A 15,331-nucleotide genomic window follows, 5' to 3' on the forward strand; every position below is an offset into this window, starting at 1 on the left:
TGTAGTGGTGCATTCATCATAAGTTGAAAAGTGTGAATGTAAATATAAAAACTGTGAATTATTCAAATCACAGAAAAGAACGAGGGAATCTTGTGATTCCCTCGTGATATAACCAATTTTTTTTAAGTCTATTGCGGGCGGGCGACATCGCCATTTAAATGTTCAGGTAAATCTAACACTTGTACAGATAATTCTTGCAAAGCATTGGGTCTAGCAACCACTAACGCTTTAAAGCCATCTGCAGTTGCAAGGCTGTTCACCACTTCCATATCATTATTCAGTTTGGCGGCAGGTGCAGGGACTTCGCCTGAACCCTGAATTAAATGCAACCAGCGTTTTGGTTTGGCTTTAAACCATAAACGTGCCACCACTTCCTGACCCAAATAACAGCCTTTGTCGTAATGCACGCCATCTCGTTGATGCAAACGCAATTCCTGTGGCTGAAACAATTCTGCTGTTGAGGCTTGAATCCACGCTTGACCTGCGTCAATGGCTTGTAGCTGCCATGCATTTAAATCAGTGACTTCAACTGAAAACTCCGTTTGATTGCCCTGAATGGTTGGGTAAACCGTACCGATGGTTTCAAGCTGCATTTTTGAAAATGCACCAAACTTTTTAATGTGTTTGGCTAAATCTTCTGCTTGGTCAGCTGTGCTGACGATTTCAAAGCATTCAGACGTGATTTTTTTAAGCCACAAACCAAACTGAACGCGTCCTTTTAAACTACAAATTGCAGTATAACGCGTTGTATTTTCAGCTAATGTTTCGACATTGATCGTTACCTGACCTTGCAGGAATTTTTGTGCATCGACACCGTTTAAACTTAAAGCACAGAAAGCTAAATCGCGCATGAATAACCTTTCACAATGAAATCTAAGACTAAAGAATGAGGTCAATTTTGCGCTATTTTTGAAAAAAAAGCATTTTAAGGGCAAGAATTTTACACAAAATGTAATTAAATATTTCAAAAAACCCTATTTTTATACTTAAGTTTATGAAATATATAAGATTTGGGAAATGGGTTTTTGGCAGCGTACAATGCTTTCGACGGGTGGAAACAATCATCCCATAAGATGTTGAGAACAATAGAGTAAGGGCGAATACCAGATGAATAACAACTACCGCAAACCGCTGCAAGGCACTCAGCTCGATTTTTATGACGTGCGTCAAGCCGTTGAAGATATCCAGCCAGGCGCTTATGCCAAACTTCCATATACCTCAAAAGTACTTGCAGAGCAGTTAGTGCGCCGTTGTGATCCTGCAATTTTAGAACAATCTTTAAAACAGTTGATTGAACGTAAACAAGAGCATGATTTTCCGTGGTATCCAGCACGTGTGGTATGTCACGACATTTTAGGTCAAACCGCATTGGTAGATTTGGCAGGCTTGCGTGATGCGATTGCCGATCAAGGTGGTGATCCATCTAAAGTGAATCCTGTAGTGCCAACCCAGTTAATTGTCGATCACTCTTTGGCAGTGGAATATGGCGGTTTTGACCCAGATGCTTTCCGTAAAAACCGTGAAGTGGAAGATCGTCGTAATGAAGACCGTTTCCACTTTATTGAATGGACGAAAACTGCGTTTGAAAATGTTGATGTGATTCCTGCAGGCAATGGCATCATGCACCAGATCAATCTGGAAAAAATGTCCCCAGTGATTCAAAACCGTGAAGGCATTGCATTCCCAGATACTTGTGTCGGTACAGACTCACATACACCACATACCGATGCTTTGGGTGTCATTTCTGTGGGTGTAGGCGGTCTTGAAGCTGAAAACGTAATGTTGGGTCGTGCTTCTTGGATGCGTCTGCCAGATATTATTGGTGTTGAGTTGGTTGGTGAGCGTCAGGCAGGTATTACGGCAACAGACATCGTGTTGGCTTTAACCGAGTTTTTGCGTAAAGAGCGTGTCGTCGGTGCTTATTTAGAATTTTTTGGTGAAGGCGCAGATAGCATGTCGGTGGGTGATCGTGCCACGATTTCCAACATGACTCCGGAATATGGTGCAACTGCTGCCATGTTCTATATCGATCAAAACACCATCGACTATTTAACCTTAACAGGTCGCGAAGCAGATCAGGTCAAACTGGTTGAAAGCTATGCCAAAGAAATTGGTCTTTGGGCATCTGAAATGACTCAGGCAGAATATCCACGTGTACTACGTTTTGACCTTTCAACGGTAACTCGTAACATTGCAGGTCCATCGAATCCGCATGCGCGTGTTTCAACATCTGACCTGAAAGAAAAAGGCATTGCGGGTGTGGTAGAAAACCGTACTGATGGCTTGATGCCAGATGGCGCTATCATCATCGCAGCAATTACTTCGTGCACCAATACTTCAAACCCACGTAATACTGTAGCAGCAGGCTTGTTGGCACGTAAGGCTAATGAGCTTGGTCTTGTGCGTAAACCTTGGGTGAAATCATCTTTTGCGCCAGGTTCTAAAGCCGCAGCATTGTATTTGGAAGAAGCAGGCGTACTCAAAGACTTAGAAAAACTTGGTTTTGGTATTGTGGCTTATGCATGTACCACCTGTAACGGTATGTCTGGTGCATTAGACCCAGCGATTCAACAAGAAATTATTGACCGTGACTTATATGCGACCGCGGTACTTTCGGGCAACCGTAACTTCGATGGTCGTATCCATCCGTATGCGAAACAAGCTTTCTTGGCATCTCCACCATTGGTTGTGGCTTATGCGATTGCGGGTACCATCCGTTTTGACATCGAAAAAGATGCATTAGGTACAGATCAAAATGGCAACCCAATTTACTTAAAAGATATTTGGCCATCTGATGCTGAAATTGATGCTTTGGTGAAAGAGTCAGTTAAACCTGAACAATTCCGCCAAGTGTATATCCCAATGTTTGATTTGGGTGAGTCAGAAAAATCTGAAAGTCCGCTATATGACTGGCGTCCACAAAGTACTTATATCCGTCGTCCGCCGTATTGGGAAGGTGCATTGGCGGCTCCACGTACATTAGCCAATATGCGTCCGTTGGCAATTTTGGGCGATAACATCACCACAGACCATTTATCTCCATCGAATGCGATTGTTTTAGATTCGGCAGCAGGGGAGTATTTGGCAAAAATGGGCTTGCCAGAAGAAGATTTCAACTCTTATGCAACGCACCGTGGTGATCACCTGACGGCACAACGTGCAACTTTGGCGAATCCAAAATTGTTTAATGAAATGGTGGTACGTTCAGACGGCACAATTAAGCAAGGTTCTAAAGCGCGTGTTGAGCCAGAAGGCGAAGTAATGCGTATGTGGGAAGCGATTGAAACCTATATGAACCGTAAACAGCCGTTAATTATTATTGCAGGTGCGGATTATGGTCAGGGTTCTAGCCGTGACTGGGCTGCAAAAGGTGTGCGTCTTGCTGGTGTGGAAGCAATTGTCGCTGAAGGTTTTGAGCGTATTCACCGTACCAACTTGGTGGGCATGGGCGTATTGCCACTTGAGTTTAAAGCGGGTGTAAACCGTAAAACTTTAGGTTTGGATGGTACAGAACTCTATAGCGTGATGGGTAATATTGCGCCACGTTCAGACTTAACTTTGGTGATTGAGCGTTCAACTGCAGACGGCAAAAATCAAATGATTGAAGTGCCTGTGACTTGCCGTTTAGATACCGAAGAAGAAGTGTCTGTATATGAAGCGGGCGGTGTATTGCAACGTTTTGCACAGGACTTCTTGGAAGGGAATGTGGCTTGATATTTAGTCCATAGCTGATTGAAATTTATTCTAAAAGACCCTATCTTGATGATGGGGTTTTTAGTTTTTAAGATTGCAGTAAATATAATGATAAATTTGTATATGAAAAAGGCTTTGTTGCACAAATATTTCATAACTATATGATTTTAAAAGTTTTGATTAATTTTTAATCCAAAATTAAATTTATTTAAATCAGATGCTTACATATTTATGTAACAAAGCCATTCACTGTTAACAAATTTAGAAATTGAAACCCTGAAGGTGTATAAGTTTATTTTTTGAAAGTTGTTTTAACCCGTTATACTTTTTATGTGAATCTCTAAAAAAAATCGGCTTAATTTTCTAACAAAATCATCCTTCGCCCAACTGCCCTCATCACCTGTCAAAATGGACAATAGACAATCATCACAGAATAGATATACTGGATTGACCATTTCTAAATCATACGGAGAACAAAGATGGTAACTGCAGGTGATAAACCAGGAACAGGCTTCTATTTTTGTGTCCAATGCGGGCATCGCGTTTACTTAGAAATTGGTACAGACCGTCTACCACCGTGTACCAAATGCCATGGCACCCAATATAACAACAAGGTTGCCTAAGCTACACGACATAAAACAGCAGATCCTGTTTTAATCTAAAGCCCTATCACCCGATGGGGCTTTTTGCTATTTTAGCCATAGAAAACCCAAGGCAATGAGGTAGAACATGGAAACAATACTCGGTTTATGTGTCGGCATTGGGCTAAGTGCTGCCAGTGGTTTTCGGGTTTTTGTGCCTTTGCTGGTCATGAGTGTTGCGGCGCTCATGGGTTGGTTTGAACCTTTAAAAGGTTTTGAATGGTTGGCAATGCCTGCGGTTTGTCTGGCTTTGACTGTGGCAACAATCAGTGAAATTGCTGCGTATTATGTGCCGTGGGTCGATAATTTACTCGATACCGTGGCAACACCTGCTGCCATGATTGCAGGTACACTCACCACAATGGCTGTAAGTAGTGGTGAAATGTCGCAATTTACCAGTTGGGCTTCAGCCATTATTGTCGGTGGCGGTACAGCAGGTGTTGTGCAAATGAGCACAGTGGCGGTGCGTGGTGTATCAACGGCAACCACAGGCGGTGTTGCGAATCCTGTAATTTCAACAGGAGAGTGGATTGGGGCTGCCGTACTTTCAGTGTTGTCTTTCGTTGTGCCTGTATTGGTGGTGTTTGTGGTGGTTATTGCTTTAATTTGGGCGATTCGCTGGATTCGAGGCAAAAAGAAAGTTGTTGAATCGTCCACATAGATTTTTGGTCAGTTTGAAAATATTCAAAAATAAGTGTGGTAATAAATTTAATATTTAAGCTTTATTTGATGGTTTGTGCGCATAAAAAATGCCTATTTGGGAAATTTTTTAAAATATAACTTAAAAAGTGATAAAAATTTTAAAAATAAATCAAAATAAAATCATTTCGGGGAAACAATCCCATCCTCAAATCACTACTATATATCTCAAGGGTGTGATGGGGATCGAAAAGAGTAGATTGCTACCAGTTGCGTACAACGTGCGTGTAGTACTTACCCAAAAGGTCTCGATTCGGCTTAGGACGCTATAAATCAGAAGTTTATAGGCTATAAGATCATGACTTATCCAGCATGATAGTTGAAGTAAACCACAGTTGTTTTCCCTAACACCCTAAAGAACATTGTTAAAAATATAAAAAATAAAACAAGATTAAGAAATAAAATTAAGAAAAAATAATAACTTAAATGAATTTTAAACCATCTTTCCGCTACAAAACTCCCATCAAGTTTTTCGTTTAAATCTGTTAATTTGTAATGATCATCCACATCTAATTAGGTGGGATATGAGTGTTGATTACGATTTTTGGTGTCGTTTATTACTGACCTGCGCACTGATTAACTATGCCATTTTAATGCTGTGGTTTGTGGTGGTGATTTTCGCGCATGACTGGCTTCGACAGTTACATGGCAGATGGTTCAAACTGTCAGATGCAAGTTTTGATGCCATTCATTATGGTGGCATGGCAGTCTATAAAATTGGGGTATTGCTATTGAATATCGCGCCACTTATCGCGCTGTATATGATGCGACCTTAATTTAAAACTCGATAAACAAGCATCGAAAAGCATAGAAACATCGCTTTAAACAGTACATTAAAAACACACGGTCATCGAAATAGAGGCGAAAAGCCCGCAATTTGAGGAGTTGGTAAACATGAATCAATTTAAACCTGCACTGATTTTAGGCGGTCTAATTTGTTTGGGGATGGTGCTCGCAGGTTGGATTTTGGGCAATAGCGCACTTAAAATTAAACAATATGAGCGTGTGGTTTCAGTCAAAGGTTTGTCTGAGCGTGAAGTAAAAGCCAATGTGGCGGTATGGCCAATTCGTTTTAGTACAGCCAGTCAAGACTTGGCAGCGTTATATGACACCATGCAAAGCCAAACCTCTCAAATTCAAAACTTTTTAAAAAATGAAGGTTTTAGCCCTGAAGAAATGACCATTGCAGCACCTGTAATTACCGATAAATATGCCCAGCAATATGGAGGCGATGGCAATGTCGCTTTACGTTATACCGCACATCAAACCATTACGGTCTATACCAAAAATATTGATAAAGTGCGCAGCGCACAAAGCCGCTTGGTCGATTTAGGTAAAAATGGAATAGCCTTTGGTGGTGAAGATTATGGGCAACGCACCGAATATTTATATACCCAACTTAATGACATTAAACCTGCCATGATTGAGCAAGCCACACAAAATGCCCGCAGTGTTGCAGAAAAGTTTGCTGCAGATTCTGATAGTCGTTTAGGCAAAATTAAATCGGCCAATCAGGGTGTATTTAGTATTGAAGACCGTGACAGCAATACCCCTTATTTGAAAAAAGTTCGTGTGGTGTCTACGGTGGAATACTATTTAGCAGACTAAGTTTGGCAGACTAAGCCAATTAAAAATCTAAATTTTACATAAAAAAGCACATCGCCCGACTGAATTGACAGCTCGGGTTGTGCTTGATATTTTGCCCGCACCACTTTGCGTGCTGTAGTTCATGGCTTTAAACGACAACTTTATTTACGCACCTCCACAAGATCCGTTAGTAATTGTCTATGAAGATGACGATTTACTGGTGATTGATAAGCCTGCAGGTTTATTGTCTGTGCCTGGACGTTTGCCTCAACATCAAGACAGCGCATATTTAAGAGTGCTCGCAAATTATCCTCAGGCAAAAATTGCCCATCGTTTAGACATGGCCACCTCAGGTATTCTCATGTTTGCCAAGCATCGTGATGCAGAAGTCGCATTGAGTAAAATGTTTCAGGCACGAACAGTAGAAAAAAACTACATTGCTTTAATTCAAGGCAAACTTGAAGGTGAGGGCAGTGTCGATGTGCCTTTAATTACTGACTGGGAAAACCGTCCACGCCAAATTGTGCATTTTGATTTAGGTAAACCTGCGCAAACGCTGTATCAAGCTTTGGAATATTGTGCGGTTGAAGATATTACCCGTGTTTTGCTCACCCCAATCACAGGACGTTCTCATCAGTTACGGGTACACATGCAATATATTGGACATCCCATTACAGGCGATAAGTTATATCATCCTGAACCGAAAAAAAGTACTTTAGGTCGGATGGCGCTGCATGCCAGTTATTTGGCTTTCACGCAACCTTTAAGCCAAGTTCCTGTTGCAATTCGAGCACAGCTTCCTTTTTAGGGATTTTCGGATTTAATTTTCTAACAGGCGCATATTTTTCAATTTTTTTGTGAAAATACTCAAAAATTGGGATAGTCTTCGTGCCGCTAACTCGCTAACGTATCCTTAGAGCTGTCGTTATTCATTTGCCTTGGCATAAATGAAGGAGGTGAATGACTCGCTGTTTTAAAATTTTGTGTTTTTGAGTGTGGTGGGCTGTCAAAGCGGGTTAGAAAGCGTCTTTAAAACTGAAGATGACTTTTCAGCATCTGGCAGACCAATGCGGGGTAGAGTCATATGCTGTATAGTTATATGCTGTATATATTGGCTGCAATCATTATTGTATTGGTGGTGATTATTTTTTGGCAATCTCAGCGTAGCCGTGAGTTATCTGCCAGCATTCAATCTTTACAAAGCAATTTAGACCGCACTCGCTCCAATTTAGCGTCCGATGAGTTGGAAAGTAATGAATTAGAGCATCAGCTGGCTGTGCTACGCATTGAAATAGGCAGTTTAAAAGGTCGTTTAGAAACCTTGCAGAACTATCAACATATTTTAGACGTTGAGAAATATGTATTAGAACGTCGCCAACAAGTTGAAATGTTTGTAGAAATGGTTAAATCCGAAGCGGAAAATACGCGGGAGCAGTGCAAGCAACAAGTTGAAAAAGTCCGAGATTTTTTAGCCGAGCATGAGCAAAAAACCAAAGCCAAAATGCTTAAAACTGCACAAGATCAATTGGGTGCTTTTTATAACTTGGTTGAAGAACGTCAGCAACTCGAACAGATTATGACCGCGCTGTATCATAAAATTGAAAATCATACGCCTGATTTTCAGTTGCCTGCTCAGCAGCTATTGGATGATCTGATTGAAGGTTATGGCTACAGTGATACAGCACAACACTTGCAGCAAGTACGACACAAGATTCAAGATGCAGTCAAAAATCAAGAAGTTGCGCATTGTGCTTTTGTCGATGAGCAACGCCGTCTAGCGGCAATGACGTTACTGACTCAAGCATTTAATAGCAAAGCAGATTTATATTTGGCGCAGCTGACTGAACATAATTTGGCTGAATCACTTCAAGCTTTGCAGGATGATTTTACTTTGCTGAATCATTATGCGGCTGCATTTGGACACGCAAAAATTCTGGACTCTTATTTGACACTTCGACAAGAAGAATTAAAGTTTGCCGCTTTGCTGTTGGCATTTAAACAGAAAAGCTCTTGTCAGACGCCACAAATTAAACTGGCGGCAAATACTTAGAGCAATTGCGGTGTCTAAAAACAAGCTTTTGGGTGTTTGAGACTAAAGTCAGTGTATAACGAAATGAAAGCTGAGTCCTTCGAGTAAATTTATGCTATCTTGAATTCACTATTTTGTCACTTGCCAAATATATATTGGCTAAAAAGATAACAAGGACATTCGCATGACACGTGACTATGAACAATTCCCTGATGATGATAATGGCAATGTACTTTGGCAAATGCATGAAGATGGGGATGACCTGACAGAGCCACATGAGATTGAGTACTCCATCGCATTTACCACACAAGAACAAGCTGAAAAATGTGCTTTGTATTTGTTGGCCGAAGAACAAAAAATTTCATTATTTCAAGATGAAGAATCTGATGCCGTTGAATGGATCATTACCATTTATGTTTACATGGAACCAGAGTATTCAGACATTGTTGATTTAGAACAATGGTTCACTAAAATTGCTGAAGAACATGGCGGTGAATACGATGGTTGGGGCTGTATGGCTTACGTCTACGATGATGAAGACGAAGACGATTACGAAGATTAAATCGGTTATCTGAAAAGCATGTGTTGATCACATGCTTTTTTATTTTTAATACATAATCTGCTGCCTAAAACTCTGGCGCTGATGAAGACATCATGAAAGATGCAGAGGTGAAAATATGGATATTGCAATGAAACGCGCTTATCTTGAAGCGACTCAGGCAGATGGAACACGGGTGCTAGTTGATCGTTTATGGCCGCGTGGTGTGAGTAAAGAACGTGCTCGTATTGACTTATGGCTCAAAGAAATTACGCCCTCGACTGAACTGCGCAAATGGTATCATCAAAACCCTGAGCAACATTGGAATCAGTTTCAGCAGCGTTATACAGCTGAATTAGCCCGACAACACGCTGCAGTACAGGCTTTACGTGAATTGGCACAGCAACAGAAAGTTACTTTAGTCACAGCAGCTAAAGATGAGCAGCACAATCATGTGGTGGTGTTAAAACATGTTTTGGAGCAATCTTTAACATCAATGGATTAAAAATCCATCGTATGATTCTATGCATTATCCTTATGCTTTGTAATACTTTTAAGTTTATGAAAATTAAATAAAAAATGCTACAATATAGTTTTTGAGGTTTTTTATGTCTTTGCCGAATTGCTCAAAATGCCAATCAGAATACACTTATCAAGATGGCGACCTGCTGATTTGTCCTGAATGCTCACATGAGTGGAAAGAAGGGGAACAGCTTGAAGAAACTGCTGCTGTGATTAAAGATGCAAATGGCAACGTGTTGGCAGATGGTGACACGGTAACTGTGATTAAAGACCTGAAAATTAAAGGTTCTTCGGCAGCTGTAAAAGTGGGGACCAAAGTGAAAAATATTCGCTTAATTCCAGAGGCAGCAGATGGTCATGACATTGATTGTAAGATTGATGGTATGGGTGCTATGAAATTAAAATCTGAATATGTGAAAAAAGCTTAAGTTAAATAGATTTCAATAGCGCAGGTAACTTGAGTGACCTGCGCATTTCGGGGTTTATTTAAGTATATTATGATTCAAATTGAGCAAAAATAACTTTAAGAATGTACAAAATTAATACTGCTTTCTTGTACCTAAGCTCTTTATATTCTAGCGAAAAGAATAATTTTTAGACAGTTCAAACGCTAGCCTCATTGAATAATATACATCATTAGTCACAAAAAACCGGGGGCAAGAGTTATGTCTGGATGGTTTGAGAATTCACAAGCAAGCAATTTTCAGTATCGCTTTGAATTTAAAGCGGGCAATGGCGAAATTATCTTAACCAGTGAACAATATAAGGCAAAAGCTTCTGCTAAAAATGGCATCGCTTCAGTACAAAAGAATAGTCAGGATGATGCACGTTATGATCGACTGACATCTAAGAATGGTAAGCCCTATTTTAATTTAAAAGTTGTTAATCATCTAATTATTGGGACAAGTCAGCTTTATACTTCTGAACAATCACGTGACAAAGGAATTGAGTCGGTGAAAACTAATGGCGCAAGTGCCACGGTCAAGGTTTAACGCAGGAATCGTAATCTTTTACAGAAAATCTTGATGTTCAATTGCATTAGAAAAGTATGCTGTGGCGTGTTTTTTATTGAGATAAGTAGGCAAGGCGCTAAATTTAGCCTAGATGAAGCCGTTAAATCATAGATGACCATTTCAGGAGTTGTGAAGATCATGAATTTCAGATGCAATCTAAAAATGTTGCTGGCGATCAGTGGTTTGTTAGGTAGCGTTAGTATTTTTGCAGCCCCTATCACTACTGAAAAAAAGATTGCTTCAAGCCAGTCGACTGCTTTACAAGGATTGTATTTTCAGCATCAAGATTGGGAGTTGGCTTGTGATAATACAGGAACCTGCCGTGCCGCAGGATACCAAAGCGATGATAATTTTGAACAACCGATTAGCATGCTATTGACCCGTCAAGCAGGTGCAAAGACTGCTGTACAAGGACAATTGCAAATTCAGGAAGATATTGCTCAAGCGACTTTATTTTTAAATGGGCGTGTTTTGCAACAATTAAACTTTCATGAGCGTATCGCTTATTTATCTGCTGCCAGTGTACAAAAGTTGTTGGCACAGGCGCGTCAGCATGTGGTAATAGAGTTGAAACATGCTCAACAACGCTGGAAATTGTCTGGTGCAGGCATGAGTGCGGTATTGTTAAAAATGGATGAATTTCAAAAGCGTGTGGACACAGACTCTGCAATATTGGCAAAAGGCAATCAAGCATCCACGCAGGTCTTAAAAGCGCAAGCGATACCTAAAATCAATATTCTCATGCAGCCTCAATACCGAACTACCAAAGCACAGCTGCTTAGTGCAGCCAGTGCAGAAAAGTTATATCCGATTTTACAGAAAACCGTAGATCGTGAAGATTGTTATATGCTGTTTGAACCTGAACAAGCTGAACAGCAAATTCATACTTATCCTTTAAATCAGGATAGGGTGTTGGTTGAGGCAAGTTGTTGGCGAGGGGCTTATAATTGGGGTGTGGCTTATTGGGTCATGGATAAAAAATTGCAAAAGATACAGCAATTTGTAACCGATTCTGCTTCAGAGTTCAGCAACGGACAGATTTTTGCTTATCAAAAAGGGCGTGGAATTGGCGATTGTTTCAGTCAAATTGAATGGGCGTGGAATGGTCAGCAGTTTGTCAAAAGCTATCAGTTTGATGCAGGACAATGCAAAGGTTTTGCAGGCAGTGCGTGGGAAATGCCAAGCTTTGTCAGTAAGCTTGAATAGATAATGTCCACCAATAAAAGCTGAAATTTTTTAGATAAATCTTAAGTCTGATAGATTCACTGTTTAAGTCGTGTGCGCGACCAATTTTTCAATGATTTCATCCAGTTTTTTCAGACGTTTGATTTCATCCCATAAAGCTTTGGCTTCGGGATAATGTTTCGACATCATGCCAAGCCATTGTTTATAGCGTCCCAGCATCCCAATTTCAGTTTTGGCAGGGCCGTGAATAAAGCGAATTTGCAGTTGCAGCAAATCTTGCCAACTTAGCAAAGGTTGGTCTGAATTTTGACGAATACATTGGGTCAAATCTGGGGTGGTGACCGCACCACGACCAATCATTAAATCTTCACAGCCCGATTCTAACTGGCATTGTTTGGCATCAGCATTGTTCCAAATTTCGCCATTGGCAATAACATTAATTTTCAATGCTTCACGTATAGGGCGCAGTTGATCCCAAAAGGCAGGCGGTGTATAGCCATCTGCTTTGGTACGCGCATGCACCGTGACCCATGCTGCGCCTGCATCTTCAATAGCGTGCGCATTTTCCAGCATGAAGTTCCGATCCATATAGCCTAGACGCATTTTGGCAGAAACAGGGATATGGGCAGGCACAGCATCACGTACGGCTTTCACTAGCTCATAAACCACTTCGGGCTCATCGAGTAAGACTGAACCGCCACGATGACGATTGACCGTTTTAGCAGGACAGCCAAAGTTCATATCAATCGCAGGTGCGCCCATGACTGCAACTTTAGCTGCATTGGCCGCCAACATATCAGGGTTGTTCCCCAAAAATTGCACATGTACAGGCGTGCCTGCAGCGGTTTTACCGTTGGTGAGTAGTTCTGGGCAATAAGTATGATAGATATGGTCTGGTAAAATACTATCTGTGACCCGAATAAACTCTGTCACACACCAGTCAAAACTGCCTACAGACGTGAGTACATCACGCATGATGGGGTCGGTTAAGCCTTCCATGGGTGCAAGAATTAGTTTCACAGGATGCTACCAGCTCAAACAAAAAGTGGAGTTATACGTTTTTTTATGGAGGATGTCTAGGAAAAGGGTTTTGAATTGTTGTAGAGTGAGATAAGGTTTTAGCCTTTATTGTTGTTGTTTGTTTTGTGTATAACCACCATTATGTTAAATCGGCCTTGGAAATATCTGAATTATAAATTGTTATTTCTAGATAAAAATTTCTGTTGCTTCCACTTTTGGATAGCTAGAGCACCAATGATTGGCATCCATGGTAAAGTTAATATTGTAATATTCCACACATAAATTCGGATTGGAATAGAGCCTTCAGAGTAAAATACTTCCCACCAAATAAATTCCAAAAAGAAAATCATGACTAAAGTAGTTAATAGAATACTAAATATAAATTTTATGTTATTACCACAGAATTTTGAAATGATTAAATCAATAATCATGAATATCGCAAGAAAAACTACATGACCTATTAAAAATCCAATAATGACAATAATAGGTGAAATCAATGTGATGAAAACGATTCCTAAGGTATATGAATTACTTGCATTAGTAGGAATTTGAGGACTACATAAGTCTCTAATAAATATATAAATAACTATAGGAAGGAGACCTATACAGATCCAAAAACTACGGTTCATAAATGAATAAATTTGAGTATTAATATAATTTTTATCAAATAAGGTTTTAATAAATATGATGAAACCAATAATAATTGTAAAAATACAGATTGTTATAATCAAAAATTGCTTTCCTTATTATTTATTTATGCTTTATCTCTATGACTGTTAAAAGATAGTCAAAAATTTAATCCCTCTTTTTTTGACTAAAATTATTAGCGGAATATAATTTAGCTTATCTAAAATTAACATAATACAGCTTATACGTAATGCTATTGTAATTCCAAAATAGAAATGTCCGGTTTCTCCAAAGTAAAAATGTCCGCTTTTAGAATATGCACTTTTGCAATTTTCTTAGCGGACGGTTTGATATGTTGGTGTCTATGTCGGATAAAGAACTTAAACGATTGTCGGTCTTGCAAGAAATCTGTGATCAACGCATAACCCAGTCCCAAGCTGCTCAGCTACTTCATATTTCAGAACGTCAGATCAGACGTTTATTGCAAAAATACAAAGCTCAAAGTACAGCTGCATTAGCACATGCTGCACGTGGTAAATCAGCAATTCCAGGCTTCCTGAAGAGCTCAGACTCAAGTGCCTCAATATTGTTTCGGATCAACTGCATGGTTTCGGACCCACTTTAGCGCATGAAAAGCTCACCACTGTTCATGGATTCGATATTTCAGTGGAAACACTGCGTTCCTGGATGATTGCAGCCGATCTGTGGATTCCTCGCGCCAAGCGCCTGAAACGCCCGTATCAGCCTCGTTATAACCGAGATTGTTATGGTGAACTGATTCAAATCGATGGCTCACACCATGACTGGTTTGAAGGACGCGCTGCTAAGTGCTGTCTGCTGGTATTTATCGATGATGCCACAGGAAAATTACAGCATTTACGTTTCTGTGAGTCGGAATCAGCATTTGACTATATGATTTCAACACGTTTGTATGTTGAGCAGCATGGTAAGCCGTTGGCGTTTTACAGTGATAAACATTCAGTCTTCAGGGTGAATCAAAGCAGCAAGAAAGACACCAAGATTACCCAGTTTGGACGCGTACTCAGTACCCTCAATATCGATATCATCTTCGCCAATTCACCACAAGCCAAAGTAGTGTAGAACGGGCGAATAGAACGCTTCAGGACCGTCTGATTAAAGAAATGCGCCTGGAAGGCATCTATTCGATTGAGCAAGCGAATGCCTGGCTGCCCTGCTTTATCGAGCAATTTAATCGTAAATTTGCCAATATGGTATTTAATCCCAAGGATCTACACCGGACTGTCACTGAAACAGCCGAAGAATTAGATGATGTTTTTACCTGGCGTGAACCCCGCAGAGTCACGAACAGCCTGACGATTACTTATGATAAATGCGTATATTTACTGGAAAATACCGAAGAAAATAAAAGGTTGATCGGCAAGTATCTTGAGTTCCTAGAATACCCGGATGGTACAGTCGCGATTGAATATCAGGGAAGAAAAATCAATTACAGCATCTTCGATAAATTAAGTCAGCTTAACCAGCGAGAGATTGTTGAGAATAAACGTTTAGGTGCTGTTCTCAATCATATTCAACAACAGCATGAAGAATTGGAACAGCAATACAAACGCAATCGTTCTCAATCTATGCCAAGAAGACGTGCACAGAAAACAGCAATTCAACAACGAAATCTGAATCCTGTGCTTGACTTGGAAATGTCTGTATAGGACATTTCTATTTGGTTTTAAGATAGGACATTTCTACTTTGGAATAACAGCTATTTTTTATTATATTAATCATAAGCTTATCGCTCGGT

General features: G+C 40.2%; 15 protein-coding genes and 1 pseudogene. 13 read left to right on the forward strand and 3 right to left on the reverse strand.

Annotation, left to right across the window (positions count from 1 at the left end):
• Positions 1-128: 128 nt before the first annotated feature.
• Positions 129-851 carry a CAF17-like 4Fe-4S cluster assembly/insertion protein YgfZ gene (gene ygfZ, locus K1T76_RS02530; RefSeq protein ID WP_230244005.1) on the reverse strand — a complete coding sequence of 241 codons (723 nt, stop codon included), beginning with the start codon at positions 849-851 and terminating at the stop codon, positions 129-131.
• A 256-nt stretch (positions 852-1,107) separates the two neighbouring features.
• Between ygfZ and acnD the strand changes: the two genes are divergently transcribed.
• The 12 genes from acnD to K1T76_RS02590 all read left to right on the forward strand — a co-directional run bounded on the left by acnD (position 1,108) and on the right by K1T76_RS02590 (position 11,928).
• Positions 1,108-3,714 carry a Fe/S-dependent 2-methylisocitrate dehydratase AcnD gene (gene acnD, locus K1T76_RS02535; RefSeq protein WP_230244006.1) on the forward strand — a complete coding sequence of 869 codons (2,607 nt, stop codon included), beginning with the start codon at positions 1,108-1,110 and terminating at the stop codon, positions 3,712-3,714.
• 458 nt (positions 3,715-4,172) lie between these two features.
• Positions 4,173-4,316 (forward strand): zinc ribbon-containing protein, encoded by a 144-nt coding sequence (locus tag K1T76_RS02540; protein ID WP_004972403.1) that lies wholly within the window; start codon positions 4,173-4,175, stop codon positions 4,314-4,316.
• A gap of 106 nt (positions 4,317-4,422) precedes the next feature.
• Positions 4,423-4,995, forward strand: coding sequence for a DUF4126 domain-containing protein (locus K1T76_RS02545; RefSeq protein ID WP_070152908.1), 573 nt, complete (start codon positions 4,423-4,425; stop codon positions 4,993-4,995).
• A gap of 562 nt (positions 4,996-5,557) precedes the next feature.
• Positions 5,558-5,809, forward strand: coding sequence for a DUF6868 family protein (locus K1T76_RS02550; RefSeq protein ID WP_004972400.1), 252 nt, complete (start codon positions 5,558-5,560; stop codon positions 5,807-5,809).
• Between the two features lie 118 nt (positions 5,810-5,927).
• Positions 5,928-6,641 (forward strand): SIMPL domain-containing protein, encoded by a 714-nt coding sequence (locus tag K1T76_RS02555; protein ID WP_230244007.1) that lies wholly within the window; start codon positions 5,928-5,930, stop codon positions 6,639-6,641.
• 121 nt (positions 6,642-6,762) lie between these two features.
• Positions 6,763-7,428 carry an RluA family pseudouridine synthase gene (locus tag K1T76_RS02560; RefSeq protein ID WP_070152914.1) on the forward strand — a complete coding sequence of 222 codons (666 nt, stop codon included), beginning with the start codon at positions 6,763-6,765 and terminating at the stop codon, positions 7,426-7,428.
• A 276-nt stretch (positions 7,429-7,704) separates the two neighbouring features.
• Positions 7,705-8,670: a DUF5660 family protein gene (locus K1T76_RS02565; RefSeq protein WP_081406271.1), complete on the forward strand. Its 966-nt coding sequence runs from the start codon at positions 7,705-7,707 to the stop codon at positions 8,668-8,670.
• 163 nt (positions 8,671-8,833) lie between these two features.
• Complete coding sequence (locus tag K1T76_RS02570; RefSeq protein ID WP_019837763.1) at positions 8,834-9,211, forward strand: ribonuclease E inhibitor RraB; 378 nt, start codon at positions 8,834-8,836, stop codon at positions 9,209-9,211.
• A 115-nt stretch (positions 9,212-9,326) separates the two neighbouring features.
• Positions 9,327-9,692 (forward strand): DUF488 domain-containing protein, encoded by a 366-nt coding sequence (locus K1T76_RS02575; RefSeq protein WP_230244008.1) that lies wholly within the window; start codon positions 9,327-9,329, stop codon positions 9,690-9,692.
• Between the two features lie 103 nt (positions 9,693-9,795).
• On the forward strand, positions 9,796-10,137 hold the full coding sequence (locus K1T76_RS02580) for a zinc ribbon domain-containing protein YjdM (protein WP_230244009.1): 342 nt from the start codon (positions 9,796-9,798) through the stop codon (positions 10,135-10,137).
• 237 nt (positions 10,138-10,374) lie between these two features.
• Positions 10,375-10,701 carry a YegP family protein gene (locus K1T76_RS02585; RefSeq protein ID WP_230244010.1) on the forward strand — a complete coding sequence of 109 codons (327 nt, stop codon included), beginning with the start codon at positions 10,375-10,377 and terminating at the stop codon, positions 10,699-10,701.
• A gap of 159 nt (positions 10,702-10,860) precedes the next feature.
• A complete protein-coding gene (locus K1T76_RS02590; protein WP_230244011.1) occupies positions 10,861-11,928 on the forward strand; it encodes a DUF1176 domain-containing protein in 1,068 nt (355 codons plus the stop codon).
• 63 nt (positions 11,929-11,991) lie between these two features.
• Here K1T76_RS02590 and K1T76_RS02595 read toward each other — a convergent pair whose 3' ends face one another.
• Positions 11,992-12,927 (reverse strand): tRNA dihydrouridine synthase, encoded by a 936-nt coding sequence (locus K1T76_RS02595; protein ID WP_230244012.1) that lies wholly within the window; start codon positions 12,925-12,927, stop codon positions 11,992-11,994.
• A 170-nt stretch (positions 12,928-13,097) separates the two neighbouring features.
• Positions 13,098-13,658 (reverse strand): hypothetical protein, encoded by a 561-nt coding sequence (locus tag K1T76_RS02600; RefSeq protein WP_019837758.1) that lies wholly within the window; start codon positions 13,656-13,658, stop codon positions 13,098-13,100.
• 260 nt (positions 13,659-13,918) lie between these two features.
• Here K1T76_RS02600 and K1T76_RS02605 point away from each other — a divergent pair.
• Positions 13,919-15,242, forward strand: a pseudogene (locus tag K1T76_RS02605) (ISNCY family transposase).
• Positions 15,243-15,331: the final 89 nt, after the last annotated feature.

The organism is Acinetobacter sp. PW68 (assembly GCF_020982655.1).
Taxonomy (GTDB): domain Bacteria; phylum Pseudomonadota; class Gammaproteobacteria; order Pseudomonadales; family Moraxellaceae; genus Acinetobacter; species Acinetobacter towneri_A.

Coding starts and splice junctions, on each gene's coding strand:
- K1T76_RS02580 (WP_230244009.1), top strand. CDS start 9,796: ATGTCTTTGCCGAATTGCTCAAAATGCCAATCAGAATACACTTATCAA.
- K1T76_RS02590 (WP_230244011.1), top strand. CDS start 10,861: ATGAATTTCAGATGCAATCTAAAAATGTTGCTGGCGATCAGTGGTTTG.
- K1T76_RS02540 (WP_004972403.1), top strand. CDS start 4,173: ATGGTAACTGCAGGTGATAAACCAGGAACAGGCTTCTATTTTTGTGTC.
- ygfZ (WP_230244005.1), bottom strand. CDS start 851: ATGCGCGATTTAGCTTTCTGTGCTTTAAGTTTAAACGGTGTCGATGCA.
- K1T76_RS02565 (WP_081406271.1), top strand. CDS start 7,705: ATGCTGTATAGTTATATGCTGTATATATTGGCTGCAATCATTATTGTA.
- K1T76_RS02575 (WP_230244008.1), top strand. CDS start 9,327: ATGGATATTGCAATGAAACGCGCTTATCTTGAAGCGACTCAGGCAGAT.
- K1T76_RS02585 (WP_230244010.1), top strand. CDS start 10,375: ATGTCTGGATGGTTTGAGAATTCACAAGCAAGCAATTTTCAGTATCGC.
- acnD (WP_230244006.1), top strand. CDS start 1,108: ATGAATAACAACTACCGCAAACCGCTGCAAGGCACTCAGCTCGATTTT.
- K1T76_RS02570 (WP_019837763.1), top strand. CDS start 8,834: ATGACACGTGACTATGAACAATTCCCTGATGATGATAATGGCAATGTA.
- K1T76_RS02555 (WP_230244007.1), top strand. CDS start 5,928: ATGAATCAATTTAAACCTGCACTGATTTTAGGCGGTCTAATTTGTTTG.
- K1T76_RS02560 (WP_070152914.1), top strand. CDS start 6,763: ATGGCTTTAAACGACAACTTTATTTACGCACCTCCACAAGATCCGTTA.
- K1T76_RS02550 (WP_004972400.1), top strand. CDS start 5,558: ATGAGTGTTGATTACGATTTTTGGTGTCGTTTATTACTGACCTGCGCA.
- K1T76_RS02545 (WP_070152908.1), top strand. CDS start 4,423: ATGGAAACAATACTCGGTTTATGTGTCGGCATTGGGCTAAGTGCTGCC.